This window comes from Pseudomonas sp. GL93 (assembly GCF_003408955.1).
In the GTDB taxonomy this organism is placed as follows: Bacteria; Pseudomonadota; Gammaproteobacteria; order Pseudomonadales; family Pseudomonadaceae; genus Aquipseudomonas; species Aquipseudomonas paracarnis.
The window spans coordinates 35,439-54,254 of sequence record NZ_NKRF01000135.1 but is presented as its reverse complement, the minus strand read 5'-3'; the positions used below and the strand labels follow the sequence as shown (position 1 = coordinate 54,254).

15 protein-coding genes are annotated in these 18,816 nt (G+C 61.4%); all 15 read left to right on the top strand.

Going from position 1 to position 18,816, the window contains the following annotated elements:
- The first annotated feature begins 187 nt into the window (after positions 1-187).
- Positions 188-916, top strand: a complete 729-nt coding sequence (locus CER19_RS27950; RefSeq protein WP_116668734.1) for an AraC family transcriptional regulator — start codon at positions 188-190, stop codon at positions 914-916.
- A gap of 182 nt (positions 917-1,098) precedes the next feature.
- Positions 1,099-2,163 (top strand): SDR family oxidoreductase, encoded by a 1,065-nt coding sequence (locus CER19_RS27945; RefSeq protein ID WP_116668784.1) that lies wholly within the window; start codon positions 1,099-1,101, stop codon positions 2,161-2,163.
- On the top strand, positions 2,160-3,419 hold the full coding sequence (locus CER19_RS27940) for an aspartate aminotransferase family protein (RefSeq protein WP_116668733.1): 1,260 nt from the start codon (positions 2,160-2,162) through the stop codon (positions 3,417-3,419). The genes CER19_RS27945 and CER19_RS27940 overlap by 4 nt, the downstream gene beginning before the upstream one ends.
- A gap of 15 nt (positions 3,420-3,434) precedes the next feature.
- Entirely contained in the window at positions 3,435-3,878 is a 444-nt protein-coding gene (locus CER19_RS27935; protein WP_019820107.1) for a type II toxin-antitoxin system RatA family toxin, read from the top strand.
- Positions 3,879-3,881: 3 nt separating this feature from the next.
- Positions 3,882-5,024 (top strand): acyl-CoA dehydrogenase family protein, encoded by a 1,143-nt coding sequence (locus CER19_RS27930; protein ID WP_116668732.1) that lies wholly within the window; start codon positions 3,882-3,884, stop codon positions 5,022-5,024.
- Positions 5,021-5,848: an SDR family oxidoreductase gene (locus tag CER19_RS27925; RefSeq protein ID WP_014718383.1), complete on the top strand. Its 828-nt coding sequence runs from the start codon at positions 5,021-5,023 to the stop codon at positions 5,846-5,848. Before CER19_RS27930 ends, CER19_RS27925 begins: the two co-directional genes overlap by 4 nt.
- Before the next feature lie 10 nt (positions 5,849-5,858).
- Positions 5,859-6,818, top strand: a complete 960-nt coding sequence (locus tag CER19_RS27920; RefSeq protein ID WP_116668731.1) for a fatty acid desaturase — start codon at positions 5,859-5,861, stop codon at positions 6,816-6,818.
- A gap of 46 nt (positions 6,819-6,864) precedes the next feature.
- Positions 6,865-7,680, top strand: a complete 816-nt coding sequence (locus CER19_RS27915; RefSeq protein WP_116668730.1) for a DUF3050 domain-containing protein — start codon at positions 6,865-6,867, stop codon at positions 7,678-7,680.
- A 29-nt stretch (positions 7,681-7,709) separates the two neighbouring features.
- On the top strand, positions 7,710-8,777 hold the full coding sequence (locus CER19_RS27910; protein WP_116668729.1) for an HlyD family secretion protein: 1,068 nt from the start codon (positions 7,710-7,712) through the stop codon (positions 8,775-8,777).
- The gene (locus CER19_RS27905; RefSeq protein ID WP_116668728.1) at positions 8,774-10,291 is read left to right on the top strand and encodes a DHA2 family efflux MFS transporter permease subunit; all 1,518 of its coding nucleotides are present in this window, start codon (positions 8,774-8,776) and stop codon (positions 10,289-10,291) included. Before CER19_RS27910 ends, CER19_RS27905 begins: the two co-directional genes overlap by 4 nt.
- Before the next feature lie 22 nt (positions 10,292-10,313).
- Entirely contained in the window at positions 10,314-11,657 is a 1,344-nt protein-coding gene (locus CER19_RS27900; protein WP_116668727.1) for a TolC family outer membrane protein, read from the top strand.
- 87 nt (positions 11,658-11,744) lie between these two features.
- On the top strand, positions 11,745-12,641 hold the full coding sequence (locus CER19_RS27895; RefSeq protein WP_116668726.1) for a LysR substrate-binding domain-containing protein: 897 nt from the start codon (positions 11,745-11,747) through the stop codon (positions 12,639-12,641).
- A 217-nt stretch (positions 12,642-12,858) separates the two neighbouring features.
- Positions 12,859-14,100 (top strand): multidrug efflux RND transporter periplasmic adaptor subunit MexE, encoded by a 1,242-nt coding sequence (gene mexE, locus CER19_RS27890; RefSeq protein WP_116668783.1) that lies wholly within the window; start codon positions 12,859-12,861, stop codon positions 14,098-14,100.
- Positions 14,101-14,112: 12 nt separating this feature from the next.
- Positions 14,113-17,292, top strand: coding sequence for an efflux RND transporter permease subunit (locus CER19_RS27885; protein WP_116668725.1), 3,180 nt, complete (start codon positions 14,113-14,115; stop codon positions 17,290-17,292).
- Complete coding sequence (locus CER19_RS27880) at positions 17,289-18,704, top strand: efflux transporter outer membrane subunit (protein ID WP_116668724.1); 1,416 nt, start codon at positions 17,289-17,291, stop codon at positions 18,702-18,704. Before CER19_RS27885 ends, CER19_RS27880 begins: the two co-directional genes overlap by 4 nt.
- Positions 18,705-18,816: the final 112 nt, after the last annotated feature.

Sequence of the window (18,816 nt, the reverse complement as noted above, 5' to 3'; positions counted from 1 at the left end):
CCGCTCCCCCAGGTCAAGGCGTTTTTGCAGAGCAAAGCGGGCTCCTTTGGCGACCCGATAGCCTCTAAGCGTCGAAAGTCGGGCATGCGTGCGGCGTTATGTCGGTAACCCACGCTTGAATCCAGACCCGCGCAGGCCTACCCTGCACGCGTCGAACAATCACCCAACACGTCAGGGAAGACTTCAAATGTGGGATGGCAGCGTTACCTTTGGCGACTCATGGGCCGGTTACATTGGCCGTGCCGATCAAAACACTGCTCACTCCCATGTCGCCATCCAACTGTGCATTGGCGTAGGCCAACCCGCCACCCTGGAGCTGCCGGGAAAGGTGATCCGTGCGGCAGGCGTGATCATCGGTCCCAACGTCGAACACCGTGCCGTGGCCGAAAGTCATCCGGTGGCATTTTTGTATGTCAGCCCGGACACGGTGTTGGGCCGTGCGCTCAATGCGTTGCTGCAAGACGATGGCATCGCCCTGGCCAGTGATGAATTGCTGGAGTGTTTCCGCCGTAGCACGTCCCTGGCGCACTTTGTCGACGCCCTCTCGCGTTTACTGGCAATTACCCCTCCGATCGACCATAGGCTCCACAAAGCCTTGAATATTCTGCGTCTGGACCGCGACGGCCCAGGTTGTGTCAGTCGCGCTGCCCAGGCGGTGGGGTTGTCCAGCCCGCGCTTGCGCTGCGTCGCCACCCACCAGATGGGTGTTTCCCTCTCCCAGTGGATCATCTGGAACAAATTGGAACGGGCCTCCAAATCCCTGGCCGGGGGTTCGACGTTGTCGGACGCCGCTGCCGACGGCGGTTTCTCCGACCAGGCGCATCTGGCTCGCATGATGCGCCGCATGATTGGCATGACGCCGCGCACCGCCGCCGAGGTTTTGCGCAAGACAAGCGTTTCGTTCAAGACGCGCTGATATCAAAACGCCAATATCAATCGCATCTTATTCGCGACCACGTTAAGCGCTGAGTACCGGCTCCCAGAGCGCCTCAGCGCCACCGAAAGTGAATAGAAGAGTGTTCGCCCGGGGCACCTGTGCCTGCGATTCGGCGAAACGCACCATGAATTCTTTCGATGAATCCGCAGGATGCGCCCTACATGTCAGCACAGCAAAAATTAACCGTCCTTCTCACTGGAGGCTCAGGGGTGCTCGGTGAGTCACTGATCGACTGCCTGGCAGAGGACTTTCACCTGGTCTGCCTGGCGCGCAAAAGCCGTATCCGCCATCCCCGAGTAGAAGTGCTCAAGGGTGATATTTGCAGCGCTGACCTAGGCTTGGCCAGCGACGTTTATGCTGAGTTGCTTGAGCGTGTCGACTGGGTGATCCACGCCGCGGCGGTGACGCGACTGGACGGTGATATCGACCAGATTTTTTCGGTGAACTACCTCGGCACCGAAAACGTCGTGGCCTTTGTGCAGCAAGCCAAGGTGCCGCTGTATCACATCAGCACCGCCTTTACCCACCCTTGCGACTATTACGAAGGCGTGCAAGCAGAAACCCCTTATGAAGTCGCCAAGCGCCAGGCCGAAACGCTGGTGCGCTCGGCCGGCATCGACGTGTCGATCTTTCGTCCGTCCATCATCATCGGCGACGCCAGCACCGGGCATATGCCCAACTTCCAGGGTTTCCATATGACCATGGGGCTGATGATGTCTGGCGTACTGCCTATCGTGCCCTGCCCGCCTGCCGGCTATGTCGACCTGATCGCCCGTGACGTCGCGGCGCGAGCGATTGCCAATGCACTGCACCAGCGTTTGATCGGCGACGACTATTTTCTCACCAGCGGCCCGCAGGCCCTGGATCTGACGGGGCTCCTGGACCTGATGTGCCAGTCCATGGACACCCAGAGACAACCCTTCACACGGCCACGCTGCATGGCGCCGGACATTTATGAACGGTTGATCCGCCCGGTATTTCTACCGGCGCTGAGCGGCAATATCCAGGCCGCCCTGACCCGTGCCACCCAGTTGTGCCGCTATGCCTGCCTGCGCACGCCACTGCCCACCTCATTGCCGCAGTTACTCGGCGAGCCGGCGTTCAGCCAACGCGATGTTGGCCGTGAGTTGCTGCTCTCGCTCAACCACCTGGCGCCCAAGCTCGGGGCTCTGACGCGCATGCTCAAGCAGCCGGTGACAACGTCCACAGAAGCGAGCGTGGCATGAACCACACTGTTATCGAACCTACTCTCGACGCCGCACAGGTCGACCAATACCTGCGCCAGCACGTCAACTCCGGCTACGCACGCCTTGCGTCACTGATGAACCTGCCGATCGAGCAATCCAGCCGTGGCGTCTACATCTACGACGAGCAAGGCCGCCAATACCTGGATGCAGGCGGCTATGGCGTGTTTTTCCTCGGGCACGGCCACCCGGTCGTCGTGGAAGCGGTTACTCGGCAACTGCAGCAAAACGCTTTGGCCAGCAAGTTGTTGCTCAACCCACAACAGGCCTTTGCTGCCCACGCTCTGGCGGCACTGTGCCCGGGTGACCTGGACTATGTGTTCTTTTGCAACTCGGGCGCCGAGGCCACCGAAGCCGGCTTGAAACTCGCCCGCCTCAACGGTTGCCGCCGCACGCTGTCGACGTTCGGAGGCTTCCACGGCAAGACCCTCGGCGCCCTCGCCGTCACTGGCCGCGAGAGCTACCGAGAGCCTTTCAGCGGGTTGCTCAGCAACAGCGAGTTCGTGCCGTTTGGCGACAGCGTCGCGCTGGAGAAGCAACTGCGCGCATCGCCGGACAAGGCCTGTGTGATCCTCGAACCGATCCAGGCCGAAGCGGGGGTGATCCTGCCGCCATCCGGCTACCTCAGGCGCGTGCGCGAACTGTGCGATCAATATGGCGCCGTGCTGATTATCGACGAGATCCAGTCTGGCCTGGGTCGCACCGGCTATTGGTGGGGCTGCGATCAAGAACAGGTGGTGCCCGACATTATGCTGGTGGGTAAAAGCCTGTCCGGCGGCTGCGTACCGGTGAGCGCCATGGTGGCCCGCGCCGAGATCTACGCGCCGTTCAATCGCAACCCTACGGTCCATACCTCGACCTTCGGCGCCAACCCGCTGGCCATGGCGGCTGTGCAGGCCACGTTGCAAGTGATGGTGCAAGAAGACCTGGTCACGCGTGCCCGGCTGCTCGGCCAGGACCTGCACGCCCGCTTCAGCGCGCTGTTGCAGCAACAGGGCTTGGCCGAACGCGTGCAACTGCGCAGCGCCGGTTTGCTGTTGGGCTTTGAATTCGCCGAGGCCTCAATCGCCGCCAACATGGTCATGGCCCTGATCGAGCAACGCATCATTGTGTGCCACTCGCTCAATGACCATCGGGTGCTAAGGCTCACGCCTTCGCCACTGCTGACGGCCCAGGATTGCAACTGGCTGATCGAAGGCTTCGCCCAGGCGCTGACCACTTCGATGCCATCCCTTTAAATGGAGTTTTCCCCCATGCAAGAAGTCAACGTGCAGGCCCATATTCCCCATGCCTGCGCTGATGAAGTATTTGCGGTGATCAGCGATTTCAGCAACTACGTCGAGCTCTGCGAATCGGTGCGCAATATCAGCATCAACAAGGTCAGCGACCAGGTGTCGTTCACGTCCTGGGAGGTCAACTTCCACAGCGGCATTCTCAAGTGGCAGGAGCGTGACACCTTCAATGCCGACACCCGAGAGATTCATTTCGAGCAGATGGCCGGCGACGTCGATCACTTCTCCGGCACCTGGCACGTCTTGCCGGACGGCAAGGACGCGATCATCACCTTTAAATCACGCTTCGACCTGGGCCTGCCAATGCTCGCGGACATGCTCGACCCTGTGGCCAAACAAGCTATCCGGGACAACATCCACTCGATCATCACCGGCCTGTTTCCGGCGAGCTACTTGAAGGCCTGAACCATGTCACTGTCGTTACTCAATCGCTCACGCGATTTGCTTCAACGCTACGCCCCGGGTTTTGACGAGCGTTTGGCGGCCATTCCGAGTGCCCAGCGTGAAACGCCACAGAGCGAGGTCATCGCCCTGTTCAAGCAACATGGTCCGGTGGGGTTGCTGGTCAACCGCGAAGCCGGCGGGCTGGGCGCGAACATCCTCGACGCGGTGCATGTGCAGATCGCCCTGGGCGCCCGCTCGCCCTCGTTGGCGGTGGCCAGCACCATGCACCAATTTTCCGTAGCGAGCTTATTGGCACTCACGCAAAACGGCGGCGGCGCCGAAGGCCTGTTGCTGGCCGCCGTCGCGCAAAACCGCTTGCTGCTGTCTTCGGGGTTTGCCGAGGGCACCTCCGGAGCGGGGATTCTCGACTCGGCCATGCAGGCAGTGCAAACCCCAGAGGGGGTTTTACTCAGCGGCAGCAAGAAGCCCTGCTGCCTCGGGCAGTCGATGGACTTGCTCACCGCCAGCTATATCCGCCAAACCCCTGGCGGCGAAGAGCTGATGGTCGCATTGATTCCGGCCACGGCGCCGGGCATCAGCCGCAACCCCTTCTGGCAGAACAGCGCCCTGGCCGGCGCAGAAAGCATCGAAGTACGCCTCAATGAAGTGCTGGTGCCCGAGCGCATGGTGTTTTCCGCCGGTTACACGCACCAGCTGGGCGACGTGCAAACCGTGGGTTTCATCTGGTTCGAACTGTTGATTTGCGCATCTTATGTGGGTGCCTGCGCCGGCCTGATCGAATCGGTCACAGACGCCGCTCGCTGGACCGCGCATCACCGCGTGGACCTGGCAGCCGACCTGCAACTGGCGATCAGTGCCCTGGAAGGCGCGGCCCTGGATATCGAGCGCAACCCGCAGGACTTGCCTAACGTGTTGGCCCGTCTGCTGCTGGTGCGTTACGGCATTGAGCAACGGCTTGCCCAGCTCTCCGACCAGGCCCACGCCATGTTGGGCGGGATGGCATTCATCACCAGCAACCTGAGTTCCAACGGGCTGATGGCCTGCCGCGGCTTGCAATTTCATCCACCGGCCAGGATCTCGATGGCGACCAACCTTGATACCTACCTGTCCGCATCAACCTTCAGCATGACCGGAGCGCACTCATGAACCTGCTCGGAAAAACCATTGTTATCACCGGTACCGCGCGCGGCCTGGGTTTCGCGGCGGCCAGCAAGCTCAAGCGACTGGGCGCCACCGTGATTGGCCTCGATATCCTCGCACCGCAAGACAGCGGCCTGCTGGACGCGTTTTATCAAGTCGACCTGTGTGACCGCCACGCCGTGGCCAACGTGATCAGCGCTATTAGCACCGATTTCGGCGACATCGACATTCTGGTCAATAACGCCGGCACCCTGACACTGGAACGCGGCGAAACCGGCGTCACCGATGAGGTGACCCGCGCAGTGGACGTCAACCTGTTCGCGCCTTGGCAACTGACTTCGGGGTTCCTGCCGGGGCTACTGCGAAAGCGCGGCAAAGTGGTCAACGTGTCCTCATTGTTCGCGCTGGTGAATGCGCCCTACGTCGCGGCCTATGCCGCGAGCAAACGCGCACTGAGCGCTTATTCGGATGTGCTGCGCATGCAGTATCGCGGGGAGCTTGATGTGGTCACGGTGTACCCGGGGTTCATCGACACAGCGATCCACTTGCCCGCGCAGCGTGTGGGCCTGTCGGTCAAACGCCTGGTGACCTTCAAGTGGGGTGACAAGACCCTGCTGTCCCTGGAAGAAAAACTGGATGCCGCCGCGAACGGCCTGGTGCGCGCCTGCCAGAAAAATGGCCTGCGCAACCGTGGACTGACGTTCATGGGCACGCTGGCCATGTACACCGCGCGCAGCGTGCCGAGCGTGGTCGATGCCTTTATCGCCATGCGCCTGCGTACGCTAACGCGTGGCGGTCATCTGGTGCTCAACCCTGAACTGATCGAGTAAGCCCTCGCTAATGGCCAGCCATCTGCACCCCAAGCCCCAGGTCCGCCTCGACCGTGCTTTGTTCAAGGCTCGACCGAGGGAATCCTTGCTGATCATCGCCTACGCCTTGAGCCTGTACCTGCTGCCACTCGCGCTGTTTGTGTGGGTGGCAACCACAGCCTCCACCCTGTGGGTGCTGGTGTGTTTGCCATTGGTGGTATTGGCGGGATACGGGTTATTTCTGCAAGCGATCCTTGGGCATGAAGGTTTCCACTTCAACCTGAGTGCGAACCCCATGCGCAGTTGCTACCTGGGCATTGCTACCAGTTCGCTGCTGCCGGGGTTCTGTGTGACCGGTTACTTCGTCGACCATTGGCAACACCACCGTTACAGCAACAGCGCGAAAGACCCGGACTACCGGCTCTTTTCGCGTTATCACACACTGGCGAGCCGCATCACCCTGTCGCGCTTGATTGCCACCCTGCGTTATCTGCAGACCACCTGGCGCCTGGCGTTCGGGCCATTGGGTAATCCTTCGGCGCTGCCATTGAGTTCGGTGCAGGTGCAACGGCTGGCCCGCTGCAATATCGCCTGCCAGGTGGTATGGCTCAGCCTGTATGGGCTGGCTATCTGGCTTGTCGACGGACTGTTGTTGGGGTTTTCCTTGAGCCTGGCGGTGGCGTTCCTGCTGTCGGCGGTCAACGCCTATCAGGAGCATGCTTTCGACGCAGGCCATCAGCTGCCGCCGGCGCGTTCACGCACTTCGCGCCTCAACACCTGGTTGCACGCGGGCTCGAACTTTCACCTGGAACATCATTTTTACCCCGCGGTGCCTTGCTGGCGACTGCCCAAGGTACACCGTCAACTGCTGGAAGCGGGATGGTATGAAGGCCGGCAATACCTGCTGGAAAAGCACTTTGTGCGGTCCTTCCGGTACGCCACCGGTCGCCATCCTTATCGTACAAACACGGTAAACGACACACACCCTTAATTTCCGATGGATTTTGGGCCTGACCCTTCAGGCCGCAGGAGCACGCATGCCTTTTGATATCGATAGCCACATTGAAACCGAGCGCGAACAGCTGTTCAGCCACCCATTGTTCGCCAATATCCGCAGCGTAGAAGATGTGCGCACCCTGATGGAGTTTCACGTGTTCGCCGTCTGGGACTTCATGACCTTGCTCAAGCGTATCCAGCGCGACCTCACCTGCGTGGAGTTGCCCTGGGTGCCGCCGGTACACATCACCGCCGCTCGCCTGATCAACGAAATCGTGGTGGGTGAAGAGACCGACGAGCACCCCGACGGCGGTTTTATCAGCCACCTGGACCTGTACCTCGCCGCCATGGATGAAATCGGCGCCGACAGCAGCGTATTCCGCCGCTTCCTGGCCGCCATCCAGGCCAAGGTGCCTCTGGCTAAGGCGCTCAACGACGCGCAGATTCCGACGGCCGCCAAAGTGTTCATGTGCCAGACCCTCGATGTTGCGCAACACGGCAGCACCGAAGCGGTCCTGGCGTACTTCTTCTTCGGGCGTGAAGACATCATCCCCGACATGTTTGGTCGCCTGCTGTCGCAATGGTCGGTCAGTGAACGCGATGTACCGATGCTCACGTATTACTTGAAGCGCCACATCGAGATGGATGGTGACGATCACGGCCCGGCGGCCAAACGCATCATCGCCGAAATCGTCACCAGCCCCGCGCAACACCTGCACATGGTCGAGAGTGCGAAAACCGCAATCAACTCACGGATTGACCTGTGGAATGGCGTGCATCAGTTCCTGCTGGACAAGGCTCAGCCGACGGTGGGTCGCCCTGCGCGGGAGGTCCACACCGTTTCTGAGCCTGCTTGACCTCAACGCGCATCGACAGGGAGTACCACATGACCAAAGGCAAGTTGATAAAACTGACGCTGTGCGGCGTCGTGGTCGGCGGGTTGCTGATACTGGGCTGGCAGCGCTGGCAGTATTCCAGCACCTACGTGAGTACCGACAACGCCGAGCTCGACGGGGTGATCATCCCGGTACGGGCCAAGCTTTCGGGCGTGGTGATCAGTGTGCCGGTGGTGGACAACGTCAGGGTACAAAGCGGCGACCTGCTGTTTCAGATCCGCGACAGCGAGTACCGCTACCAGTTGCAGCAGCGCGAAGCACAGTGGCAAGCGCTGCTCGCCGCCGCCGGGCGCGCAGGCGTGCCGGGCGCGCTGGACAGTCAGGTGCTCGGTGCGGTGGCCATGCGCGAGGCCGCGCAGGCGGCCCTGGCTCAAGCAAGCGCCAACCTTGAGCAAGCGCGCAACGACTACCAGCGTGCCCGTCGCCTCGGCGCCCAAGGCGTGCTGAGCACCCAGGACCTGGAGGTGGCCAAGGCGCGTTTCGACGCCCTCAGCCACGCCCAGGGAGTGGCGCGCAGCAACGCCCAGGCCGCCGCTCAAAGCACCTTGGCCAACAAAGCCGAACTCAAGGTGCAGGACTATCGGATCGCGGCCGCGCAAGCGGAGCTGGAACAATCCAGGATCCAGCTCAACGACACCCGCCAGACCGCGCCGATGCGCAGCATTGTCTCGAAAAAAGAGGTGGAACCCGGCCAGTTTGTGGTCGCTGGCCAAAAGCTCATGAGCCTGATCGCCACCGACGCACTGTGGATTACCGCCAACTTCAAGGAGACCCAAGTGGGCCGCGTGCGCGTGGGCCAGAATGCCCGCGTCACCGTGGACGCCTTCCCCGGGCACGCCTTCGACGGCGTCGTCGAAAGCCTGGCACCGGCCACCGGAGCCAAGTTCTCATTGCTGCCCCAGGAGAATGCCACGGGCAACTTCACCAAGGTGGTGCAGCGCGTGCAGGTGCGCATCGCGCTCAACGATGTGCCAGATGACTACAAGTCGCTATTGAGCCCGGGCATGAGCGCGTTTGTCGAAGTGGCCGCACCTGACGACGCCGGCCACACGCTATGAAGTCGCCTTACCTGATTGCGCTGACCGTCACGCTGGTCTCGATGATGGAGTTGCTCGATGTCACCATCGTCAACGTAGCGATTCCCAGCCTGATGGGCACCTACGGTGCGTCGGTGGATGAAATCTCCTGGGTCTCCACCGGTTATGTGGTGGCCAACGTGGTGATTCTTCCGGTCAGTGGCTGGCTGTCGGCGTGGTTCGGCCGGCGGACTTATTACTTGGTCTCTACCGCGCTGTTCGTGCTGGCATCATTGGGCTGCGCGATGTCTGCCGAACTTTGGCAACTGGTCGCGTTCCGGGTGCTGCAAGGCCTGGCGGGCGGCGGGTTGCTGGGGATTTCCCAGGCAATCATCTACGACGTGTTCCCCAAGGAAAAGGTCAGCAGCGGCATGGCGCTGTACGGCGTGGGCGTAATGATGGGGCCCACCTTGGGTCCGACCGTCGGCGGCTACCTGATCGACACGTTGTCGTGGCATTGGATCTTCTTGATCAACTTGCCGATTGGTGCCGTGGCCTTGTTGTTGTGCTGGCTGTGTATCAACGACTCGCCCAACGAACAAAAGCCTTCCAGTGTCGACTACAGCGGCTTTTGTTTGCTGGCCCTGGGCGTGGGCAGCCTGCAGATCCTGTTGGAGCGCGGCGAGCACTGGGACTGGATGGCGTCCAACTGGACCGTGGCCTGCCTGTTGCTCAGCAGCTTCAGCCTGGTGGGTTTCTTCTGGTGGGAGCGGCGTGTGGCCAACCCGATCGTCAACGTCGCGCTGTTCCAGAACCGCGAGTTCCTGATGGGTTGCATCTGCGCGTTTTGCGTGGGCTTCGGGCTGTACAGCACGTTGTTCATGGTGCCGCTGTTCTTGCAGACCCTGCTGGCGCAGAGCGCTTACCAGAGCGGCTTGGTGATTTTCCCCGGGGCGGTGGCCAGCGCCATCAGCACCTTGGTGATCGGCAAACTGTCCCAGGAAAACAAGATCGACGAGCGTGTGTTCGTCACCCTGGGCATTGTCATGTACTGCTATGCGATGTTCCTGCACACCCAGTTCACCCTCGACAGCAACCCCGACTCGCTGTACTGGCCCTTGGTGATCCGCGGCCTGGGCCTGGGCATGATCTTCGTGCCGCTGACCAACCTGGCGATGCGCCGCCTGCCGCTGACATTGATCTCCGGCGCCTCAGGCGTACTCAACCTGATGCGCCAGTTGGGGGGCAGCGTTGGCATCGCCATCGCAGCCACCTTGCTCACACGGTTCTCGTGGGAACGCTACCGCCTGCTTTCCGAGCATGTCACCGAATCGAGCCTGGTGGCCAGTGGCTGGGGAGGTGTGGAAACCGACCCGTTGTTTCTTTCCCTGGGCCTGGCGAGCCATCAACAAGCCCTGGCCCTGATGCCTTACCTGCAAGCGCGCGAACAAGGGCAAATGCTGGCGTTCAGCATGCTGTTCGGCACCTTGGGAGCGGTGATGGCCATCGGGATTCCCATGGTGCTGATGATGCGCAAAAGCCACCTCAGTCGATAAATCTTTCAGTGGAGCACACCCCTTGCGTATTCCAGGCCTGCATCTGAACACCACCCCGCTGCTCATGCCGCTGTATTGGCTGGCACTCGCCTGCGCGCCCACTCAGGTATTGGCAGATGACTTGTACCACCTGTACCAGAAGGCGCTGACCCACGACATGCAGTTCGCGGCCGCACAGGCCCAGCAATTGGCCACGGCAGAAAAGGAACCGCAAAGCCGTGCCAATCTGCTGCCGGACCTGTCTGTCACCGGCGGCGCGGCCTGGGTCGATGCCGAGGATTCGTCCGACTATCACCGCAATCGCAATAACACCAACGCCTACGCCGTGGTCCTCACACAGCCGCTGCTGCGTTGGCAGAACGTAATCGCCCACGACCAAAGCAAACTGTTGATCAGCGCCAGTGAACTGCACACCGAACAGGCGCGCCAAGCGCTGATGCTGCGCGTCGCCCGCGCTTATTTCGACGTGCTGCTCAATCAGGAACTGTTGAACACCCGCACGCAACAGCTACAAACCCTGCGCGAGAGCCAGACGCGCAGCCAGCGACTGCTGGCCGACGGCGCCACCACCGCTAATGCGCTCGCCCAGGTGCAGGCCAAGTACGACCAGGCCTTCGCCGAACAGGTGGCCGCCCGTGGCGCACTGGACATAGCCAACGAAACACTCACCCAATTGACCGCCGCGCAGGCGGGCCCGTGGTCAGGCAAAGAGCCGCAGTTCAGTGCCCCGGTGCCCGCTGCCATCGATGATTGGGCCACGACCGCGCAACAAGGCAACCTTGCCGTACAGGCGGCGCAGATTGCCCAGCGCCTGGCCGAAATGGACATCGACAAAGAACGGGCCGGGCATTTGCCGACCCTGGATCTGATCGCCGCCCATGGCCGCTTCGCCTCTGTCGGCGGTGATGTCTACGATGTGACGTTGCCGGAAAACCGCTATAACCAGACCGTGGTCGGGGTCAAACTGAGCGTTCCGCTGTACAGCGGTGGCCGCACCAGCAGCCGCGTGCGCGAAGCCCATGCACTGCAAAGCAAGGCGGCGGACGAAGTCGAAGATGCACGCCGCAACGCCGGGCTGAAGGCGCGCCAGGCCTACCTGCAAGTCACCAACGGCATGAGCCAATACCAGGCACTCAAGCAGGCCTTGAACTCCAGCCAGATCAACCTCGCCGCTGTGACCCACGGCTTCGAAGCCGGCTCGCGTATCAACACCGATGTACTGGATGCCCAACAGAAAGTCACCGATACCCAGCAACGCCTGGCCCAACAACGCTATGCGATCCTGATGGCCCAGTTGCACCTGTTGGCATCCACCGGCAACCTGAGCGACGCGCGCCTGCGCGAAATCAGCCACACGCTGAACTGACGCGCTGGTGAATAATGCGCTGACATTCGCTCAACGTGAGGGCTGAGTTGGATTAAGCTTGGGCATCTCAAAAATGGAACGGTGCCCATGTTCGACCTCAACGAACTCTTCCTCTACGCCAAGGTGGTCGAGCACGGCGGTTTTGCGGCGGCGGGCCGTGCGCTGAACCTGCCCAAATCGACCTTGAGCCGCAGAGTCAGCCAGCTTGAAGCCAGGCTGGGGGCACGGCTGATACAGCGCTCGACGCGCCAGTTCCAGGTCACCGATATCGGCCAGGCCTACTATCGCCATTGCGTGGCGATGATTGCCGAAGCCGAGTCGGCCGAAGATGTGATTGCCTTCAACAAATCAGAGCCGCGCGGCGTGATCCGCTTGAGCTGCACCACTGCGCTGCTCAACTATTGGGTGGCGCCGATGCTTGCCCAATTCATGGCGCAATGCGCCAGCGTCGAACTGAATGTGAAGAGTTTCAACCGCAAGGTCGACATCATCAGCGAAGGCTATGACATGGCCTTGAACCTGTGTTTCCCCCCGCTGGAAAGCAGTGAACTGGTCATGAAATTGCTCGGTAAGAGCCCGCAGGTGTTGGTAGCAAGCGCGGCTTTTTTGCAGGGTGCTCCCCTGCCCTCGCTACCGGCTGACCTTGCCGGGCTGGCGACTATCCATTGGGGCAACCCGTTGCTTCAATACCTGTGGGACCTGACCGGGCCGGACGGCGCGACGGCCCAGGTCGCGCACACGCCACGCCTGGTCAGCGATGACATGTCGACCCTGAAAAACGCAGCACTGGCGGGCGTGGGCATCGCCAACCTGCCGCAGGTAGTCGTGAAAGACGAACTGGCCGACGGACGCTTGATTGCCGTATTGCCTGAATGGCAACCCGCTGAAGGCGTGATCACCGCCGTGTTCCCCTCCAGGCGTGGGCTGATGCCGTCGGTGCGGTCCTTGATCGACTTTCTGGGCGATGCGTTTGAGGCGCCGTGATGCACCCATGCCTAACTGCAAAAGTTCCTTACACCCTCAGCAACAGTCTTTTGTCATCAATCACATTGATAGCTCCCTAACAAAACCCCCATGCTAGAGGGCTGACTCCGCGCTTATATCATTCCGAATGATAGTTACCTTTGCTTCATTCGATTCGTGACATAGCACCTCCCCGCGCATGATCCGCCCATCTCAAATACATTGGCGGATGCACCTCATGGAACAGTCACTCAAACATTTGCGCTTCCCCTTGGCGATCTTGGCCGTAGTGGTGATGAGCGCGTGCGGCAAGACCCCGGAACAAGCGGCCGCCATGCCTCCTGCCAAGGTCAGCGTGGCCAAGGTGCTGGAACAACCGGTCAACGAGTGGGACGAGTTCACCGGGCGCCTTGAAGCGCCGGAAACCGTGCAGATTCGTCCGCGGGTGTCCGGCCAGATTGACCAGGTGGCGTTCACCGAAGGCGCGCTGGTGAAGAAAGGCGACCTGCTGTTCCAGATCGACCCGCGCCCGTTCCAGGCCGAAGTGCGCCGCCTGGAGGCCCAACTGGCTCAGACCAAAGCCGCCGCCACCCGCAGCGAAAACGAAGCGCAACGCGGTGAACGCCTGCGCCAGAGCAATGCGATCTCTGCCGAACTGGCCGACTCGCGCACCACCGCCGCCCAGGAAGCCCGTGCCGCGATGGCCGGGATCCAGGCGCAGTTGGACCTGGCCAAGCTGAACCTGAGTTTTACGCGCGTGACCTCGCCCATCAGTGGCCGCGTCAGCCGTGCCGAAATCACCGCCGGCAACCTGGTGACCGCCGATACCACTGCGCTTACCAGCGTGGTCTCCACCGACAAGGTCTACGCCTACTTCGACGCCGATGAGCGTGTATTCCTCAAGTACACCGAACTGGCCCGTGAAGGCCGGCGTGGCGCAACCACCCCTGTGTACCTGGGCCTGTCCAACGAAACCGGCAACCCGCACCTGGGCCAGATGAACTTCGTCGACAACCAGGTCAACCCGGCTACCGGCACCATCCGTGGCCGTGCAGTGTTCGACAACAGCAAGGGCGAATACACCCCTGGCCTGTATGCGCGCTTGAAACTGGTCGGCAGCGGTACCTATTCGGCGGTGTTGATCAATGACGAAGCCGTCGGCACCGACCTGGGCAAGAAATTCGTACTGGTGATGGACGGCGACAAGCCGGCTTATCGCGCGGTGGAACTGGGGCCGAAAATCGAAGGCCTGCGCATCGTGCGCAGCGGCCTGACCAAGGACGACACCGTAATCGTCAAGGGCCTGCAGCGTGTTCGCCCAGGCTCACCGGTCGCACCAGAAACCATCCCGATGGCCAGCAAGGAAACCCTCGCCGCCTTGGCCCAACAACGACAAGCGCTTGAAGCCAGCAACCTGGAGCAAGTAGCGCCGCAAACCGCAGCGCCCAAGCTCGCCAGCGCTGCGACTCCACGCGGTTAAGGGATACCTAAGATGAATTTTTCCAAGTTCTTCATTTCACGGCCGATCTTCGCAGCGGTGCTGTCGCTGTTGATCCTGATCGCCGGCGCGATCTCGTTGTTCCAACTGCCGATCAGCGAATACCCGGAAGTGGTACCGCCGACCGTGGTGGTGCGCGCCAACTTCCCGGGTGCCAACCCCAAAGTCATCGGTGAAACCGTGGCCGCGCCGTTGGAGCAAGCCATCACGGGTGTCGAGAACATGCTGTATATGTCCTCGCAATCCACCGCTGACGGCAAGCTGACCCTGACCATCACCTTCGCCCTGGGCACCGACCTGGACAACGCGCAGGTGCAGGTGCAAAACCGTGTGACGCGCACCCAGCCCAAGCTGCCAGAGGAAGTGACGCGCATCGGCATTACCGTGGACAAGGCCTCCCCCGACCTGACCATGGTGGTGCACTTGACCTCCCCGGATCAGCGTTACGACATGCTGTACCTGTCCAACTACGCGATCCTCAATATCAAGGATGAACTGGCACGCCTGGGCGGCGTCGGTGACGTGCAGTTGTTCGGCATGGGCGACTACTCCCTGCGCGTGTGGCTCGACCCGAACAAAACCGCTTCGCGCAACCTGACCGCCACCGATGTGGTCACGGCGATCCGCGAGCAGAACCGCCAGGTGGCAGCCGGTGCCCTGGGCGCCCAGCCTGCGCCGAGTGACACCAGCTTCCAGTTGTCGGTCAATACCCAGGGCCGCCTGGTCACTGAAGAAGAGTTCGAGAACATCGTGATTCGCGCCGGCGCCAACGGTGAAATCACGCGCCTCAAGGACATCGCCCGGGTCGAGCTGGGCTCCAGCCAATACGCGCTGCGCTCGCTGATCGATAACCAGCCGGCCGTTGCGATTCCGATTTTCCAGCGTCCCGGCTCCAATGCCATCGACATCTCCAACGATGTGCGCAGCAAGATGGCCGAGCTGAAAAAGAGCTTTCCGGCGGGCATGGATTACCGCATCGCCTATGACCCGACCATCTTTGTACGCGGTTCCATCGAAGCGGTGGTGCATACCCTGTTTGAAGCATTGATCCTCGTGGTATTGGTGGTGATCCTGTTCCTGCAGACCTGGCGCGCCTCGATTATCCCGTTGGTGGCGGTGCCGGTTTCGTTGATCGGTACGTTTGCGGTGATGCACCTGTTCGGGTTCTCGCTGAACGCCCTGTCATTGTTCGGCCTGGTACTGGCCATCGGTATTGTGGTGGACGACGCCATTGTGGTGGTGGAGAACGTTGAGCGTAATATCGAGCTGGGCCTTGAGCCGTTCCCAGCGACCGAAAAAGCCATGAGTGAAGTGACCGGCCCCATCATCGCCACGGCGCTGGTGCTGTGTGCGGTGTTCATTCCGGCCGCCTTTATCAGTGGCTTGACCGGGCAGTTCTACAAGCAGTTCGCCTTGACCATCGCGATCTCAACCGTGATCTCAGCGTTCAACTCCCTGACCCTGTCTCCTGCACTGGCCGCTGTGTTGCTGCGCGGTCACGACGCGCCGAAGGATCGGTTCTCGAAGTTCCTCGACAAGATCTTCGGTGGCTGGCTGTTCCGTCCCTTCAACCGCTTTTTCGAAAAGGCCAGCCATGGCTATGTAGGCACCGTGCGCCGAGTGATTCGCGGCAGCGGTATTGCCTTGTTCGTCTACGCAGGCTTGATGGTGCTGACGTTCTTCGGGTTTGCCCACACGCCGACCGGTTTCGTCCCGGCCCAGGACAAGCAATACCTGGTGGCCTTCGCCCAACTGCCCGACGCCGCAAGCCTGGACCGCACCGAAAACGTGATGAAGCGCATGTCGGAGATCGCCCTGAAACAACCCGGCGTGGAAGCTGCAATTGCCTTCCCGGGCCTGTCGATCAACGGGTTCACCAACAGCCCGAACAGCGGCATCGTGTTCGTGACCTTGAAGCCCTTCGATGAGCGTAAAGACCCAAGCATGTCTGCCGGTGCGATTGCCGGTGCACTGAACGGCCAATACGCCAATATCGAAGAAGCCTACATGGCGATCTTCCCGCCGCCGCCGGTACAAGGCCTGGGCACCATCGGGGGCTTCCGTCTGCAGATCGAAGACCGTGGCAACCTCGGCTATGACGAGCTGTATAAAGAAGTGCAGAACGTGATTGCCAAGAGCCACAGCGTGCCTGAACTGTTCGGCCTGTTCACCAGCTACACGGTCAACGTGCCGCAAGTGGACGCGGCTATCGACCGCGAAAAGGCCAAGACCCACGGCGTGGCGATCAGTGACATCTTCGACACCCTGCAGGTCTACCTGGGTTCGTTGTATGCCAACGACTTTAACCGCTTCGGGCGTACCTATCAGGTCAACGTGCAGGCCGAGCAGCAGTTCCGCCAAGACTCCGACCAGATCGGCCAATTGAAAGTGCGCAATAACAGAGGCGAGATGATCCCGCTGGCGACCTTTATCAAGGTCAGCGATACCTCGGGCCCGGACCGTGTGATGCACTACAACGGCTTCATCACCGCCGAAATCAACGGCAACGCCGCGCCGGGCTACAGCTCTGGCCAGGCCCAGGCCGCGATTGAAAAACTGCTCAAAGATGAACTGCCCAACGGCATGACCTACGAGTGGACCGACCTGACCTATCAGCAAATCCTTTCGGGCAATACCGCGCTGTTCGTGTTCCCGCTCTGCGTGCTGCTGGCGTTCCTGGTACTGGCCGCCCAATACGAAAGCTGGAGCCTGCCGCTGGCGGTGATCCTGATCGTACCGATGACACTGCTGTCGGCCATCACCGGGGTGATCATCTCAGGCGGCGACAACAACATCTTCACCCAGATCGGCCTGATCGTACTGGTGGGCCTGGCGTGCAAGAACGCGATTCTGATCGTCGAGTTCGCCAAGGATAAACAGCAGGAAGGCCTCGACCCGCTCGCCGCAGTACTGGAAGCCTGCCGCCTGCGTCTGCGGCCGATCCTGATGACCTCGTTCGCGTTCATCATGGGTGTGGTGCCACTGGTGCTGTCCAGCGGTGCCGGTGCCGAGATGCGCCATGCCATGGGCGTGGCAGTGTTCTCCGGGATGATCGGTGTGACCTTCTTCGGTCTGTTGCTGACGCCAGTGTTCTACGTACTGATCCGTCGCTATGTCGAGCGCAGTGAAGCGCGCAAAGCGGCCAAGGCCTTGAAGCTGGAGACACAGCAATGAGTGTGAAAGTATTCCTGCCGAGCCTGTTGGTGCTGGCGCTCGCCGCCTGTGCCGTAGGCCCGGACTATAAGACCCAGCAACTGGAGGCGGCCAACATCACGGCCGCCGCCGACAGCAAAAGCTACGACCATGCCAAGTACGAAGGCATCTGGTGGCAGCAGTTCGACGACCCGACCCTCAACCAGCTGGTGACCCAGTCCCTGAGCGGCAACCGCGACCTGCGCGTGGCCTTCGCCCGTCTGCGGGCGGCACGGGCCATCCGTGATGATGCGGCCAACGACATCATGCCGGTGGTCACCTCCCGCGCCAGCAGCGATGTGGGCAAGGGCCAGATTCCAGGCCAGACTACCAAACGCGTCAACAGCGAGCGCTACGACCTGGGCCTGGACATGGCCTGGGAAGTGGATTTGTTCGGGCGCATCCGCCGCAACCTGGAAGCCAGCGACGCTGACCAACAGGTGGCCGAAGCCGACCTGTACCAACTGCAAGTCACCATGATTGCCGAACTGGTGGATGCTTACGGCCAACTGCGTGGCGCGCAACTGCGTGAACGCATCGCCCTGGACAACCTGAAGAACCAGCAGGAGTCGCGCACCATCACCGTCAGCCTGCGGGATGCCGGCGTAGGTGATCAGCTCGACGTCGAACGCGCCGATGCGCGCCTGGCGGCGGTTGAAGCCAGCGTGCCGCAACTGCAGGCCGAACAAGTGCGCGAGCGCAACCGCATCGCCACCCTCCTCGGCCAGCGCCCCGACAAGCTGAGCGTGGACCTGAGCCCGAAAGACCTGCCAGCGATTGCCAAGGCGTTGCCGATTGGCGACCCGGGGCAACTGCTGCAACGGCGCCCGGACATTCTCAGCGCCGAACGCAAATTGGCCGCCGCCACCGCACGTATTGGCGTGGCCAAGGCCGACCTGTTCCCACGGGTGAGCCTCAGCGGTTTCCTCGGCTTCACCGCCGGGCGTGGTTCGCAGATCGGCTCGGCCGCCGCGAATGCCTGGTCTTTGGGCCCGAGCATCACCTGGGCAGCGTTTGACCTGGGCAGCGTGCGTGCTCGTCTGCGTGGCGCGAATGCCGAAGCCGATGGCGCGTTGGCAACCTACGAACAGCAAGTGCTGCTGGCCCTGGAAGAGTCCGAGAACGCCTTCAGCGATTACGGCAAGCGCCAGCAACGCCTGGTCTCGCTGATCCGCCAAAGCGAATCCAGCCGCGCCGCCGCCGACCTCGCCGCGATCCGCTACCGCGAAGGCACCGTGGACTTCCTGGTACTGCTCGACGCCCAGCGCGAACGCCTGGCCGCCGAAGACTCCCAGGCCCAGGCCGAAGTGGACCTGTATCGCGGCATTGTGGCGATCTACAAGGCCTTGGGTGGTGGCTGGCAGCCGGATACGGTGGTTGCCAGCAGCAAGTGAGGTAAAGAGCTCCTTTGGTTGGTCGCATCCAGCCAATTTTTAGCCCTGCGGTCCATTCGGTCGCGGGGCTTTTTTTTGTCAGGACTTCCTAAAATGTTGAAAGTTATTTCTG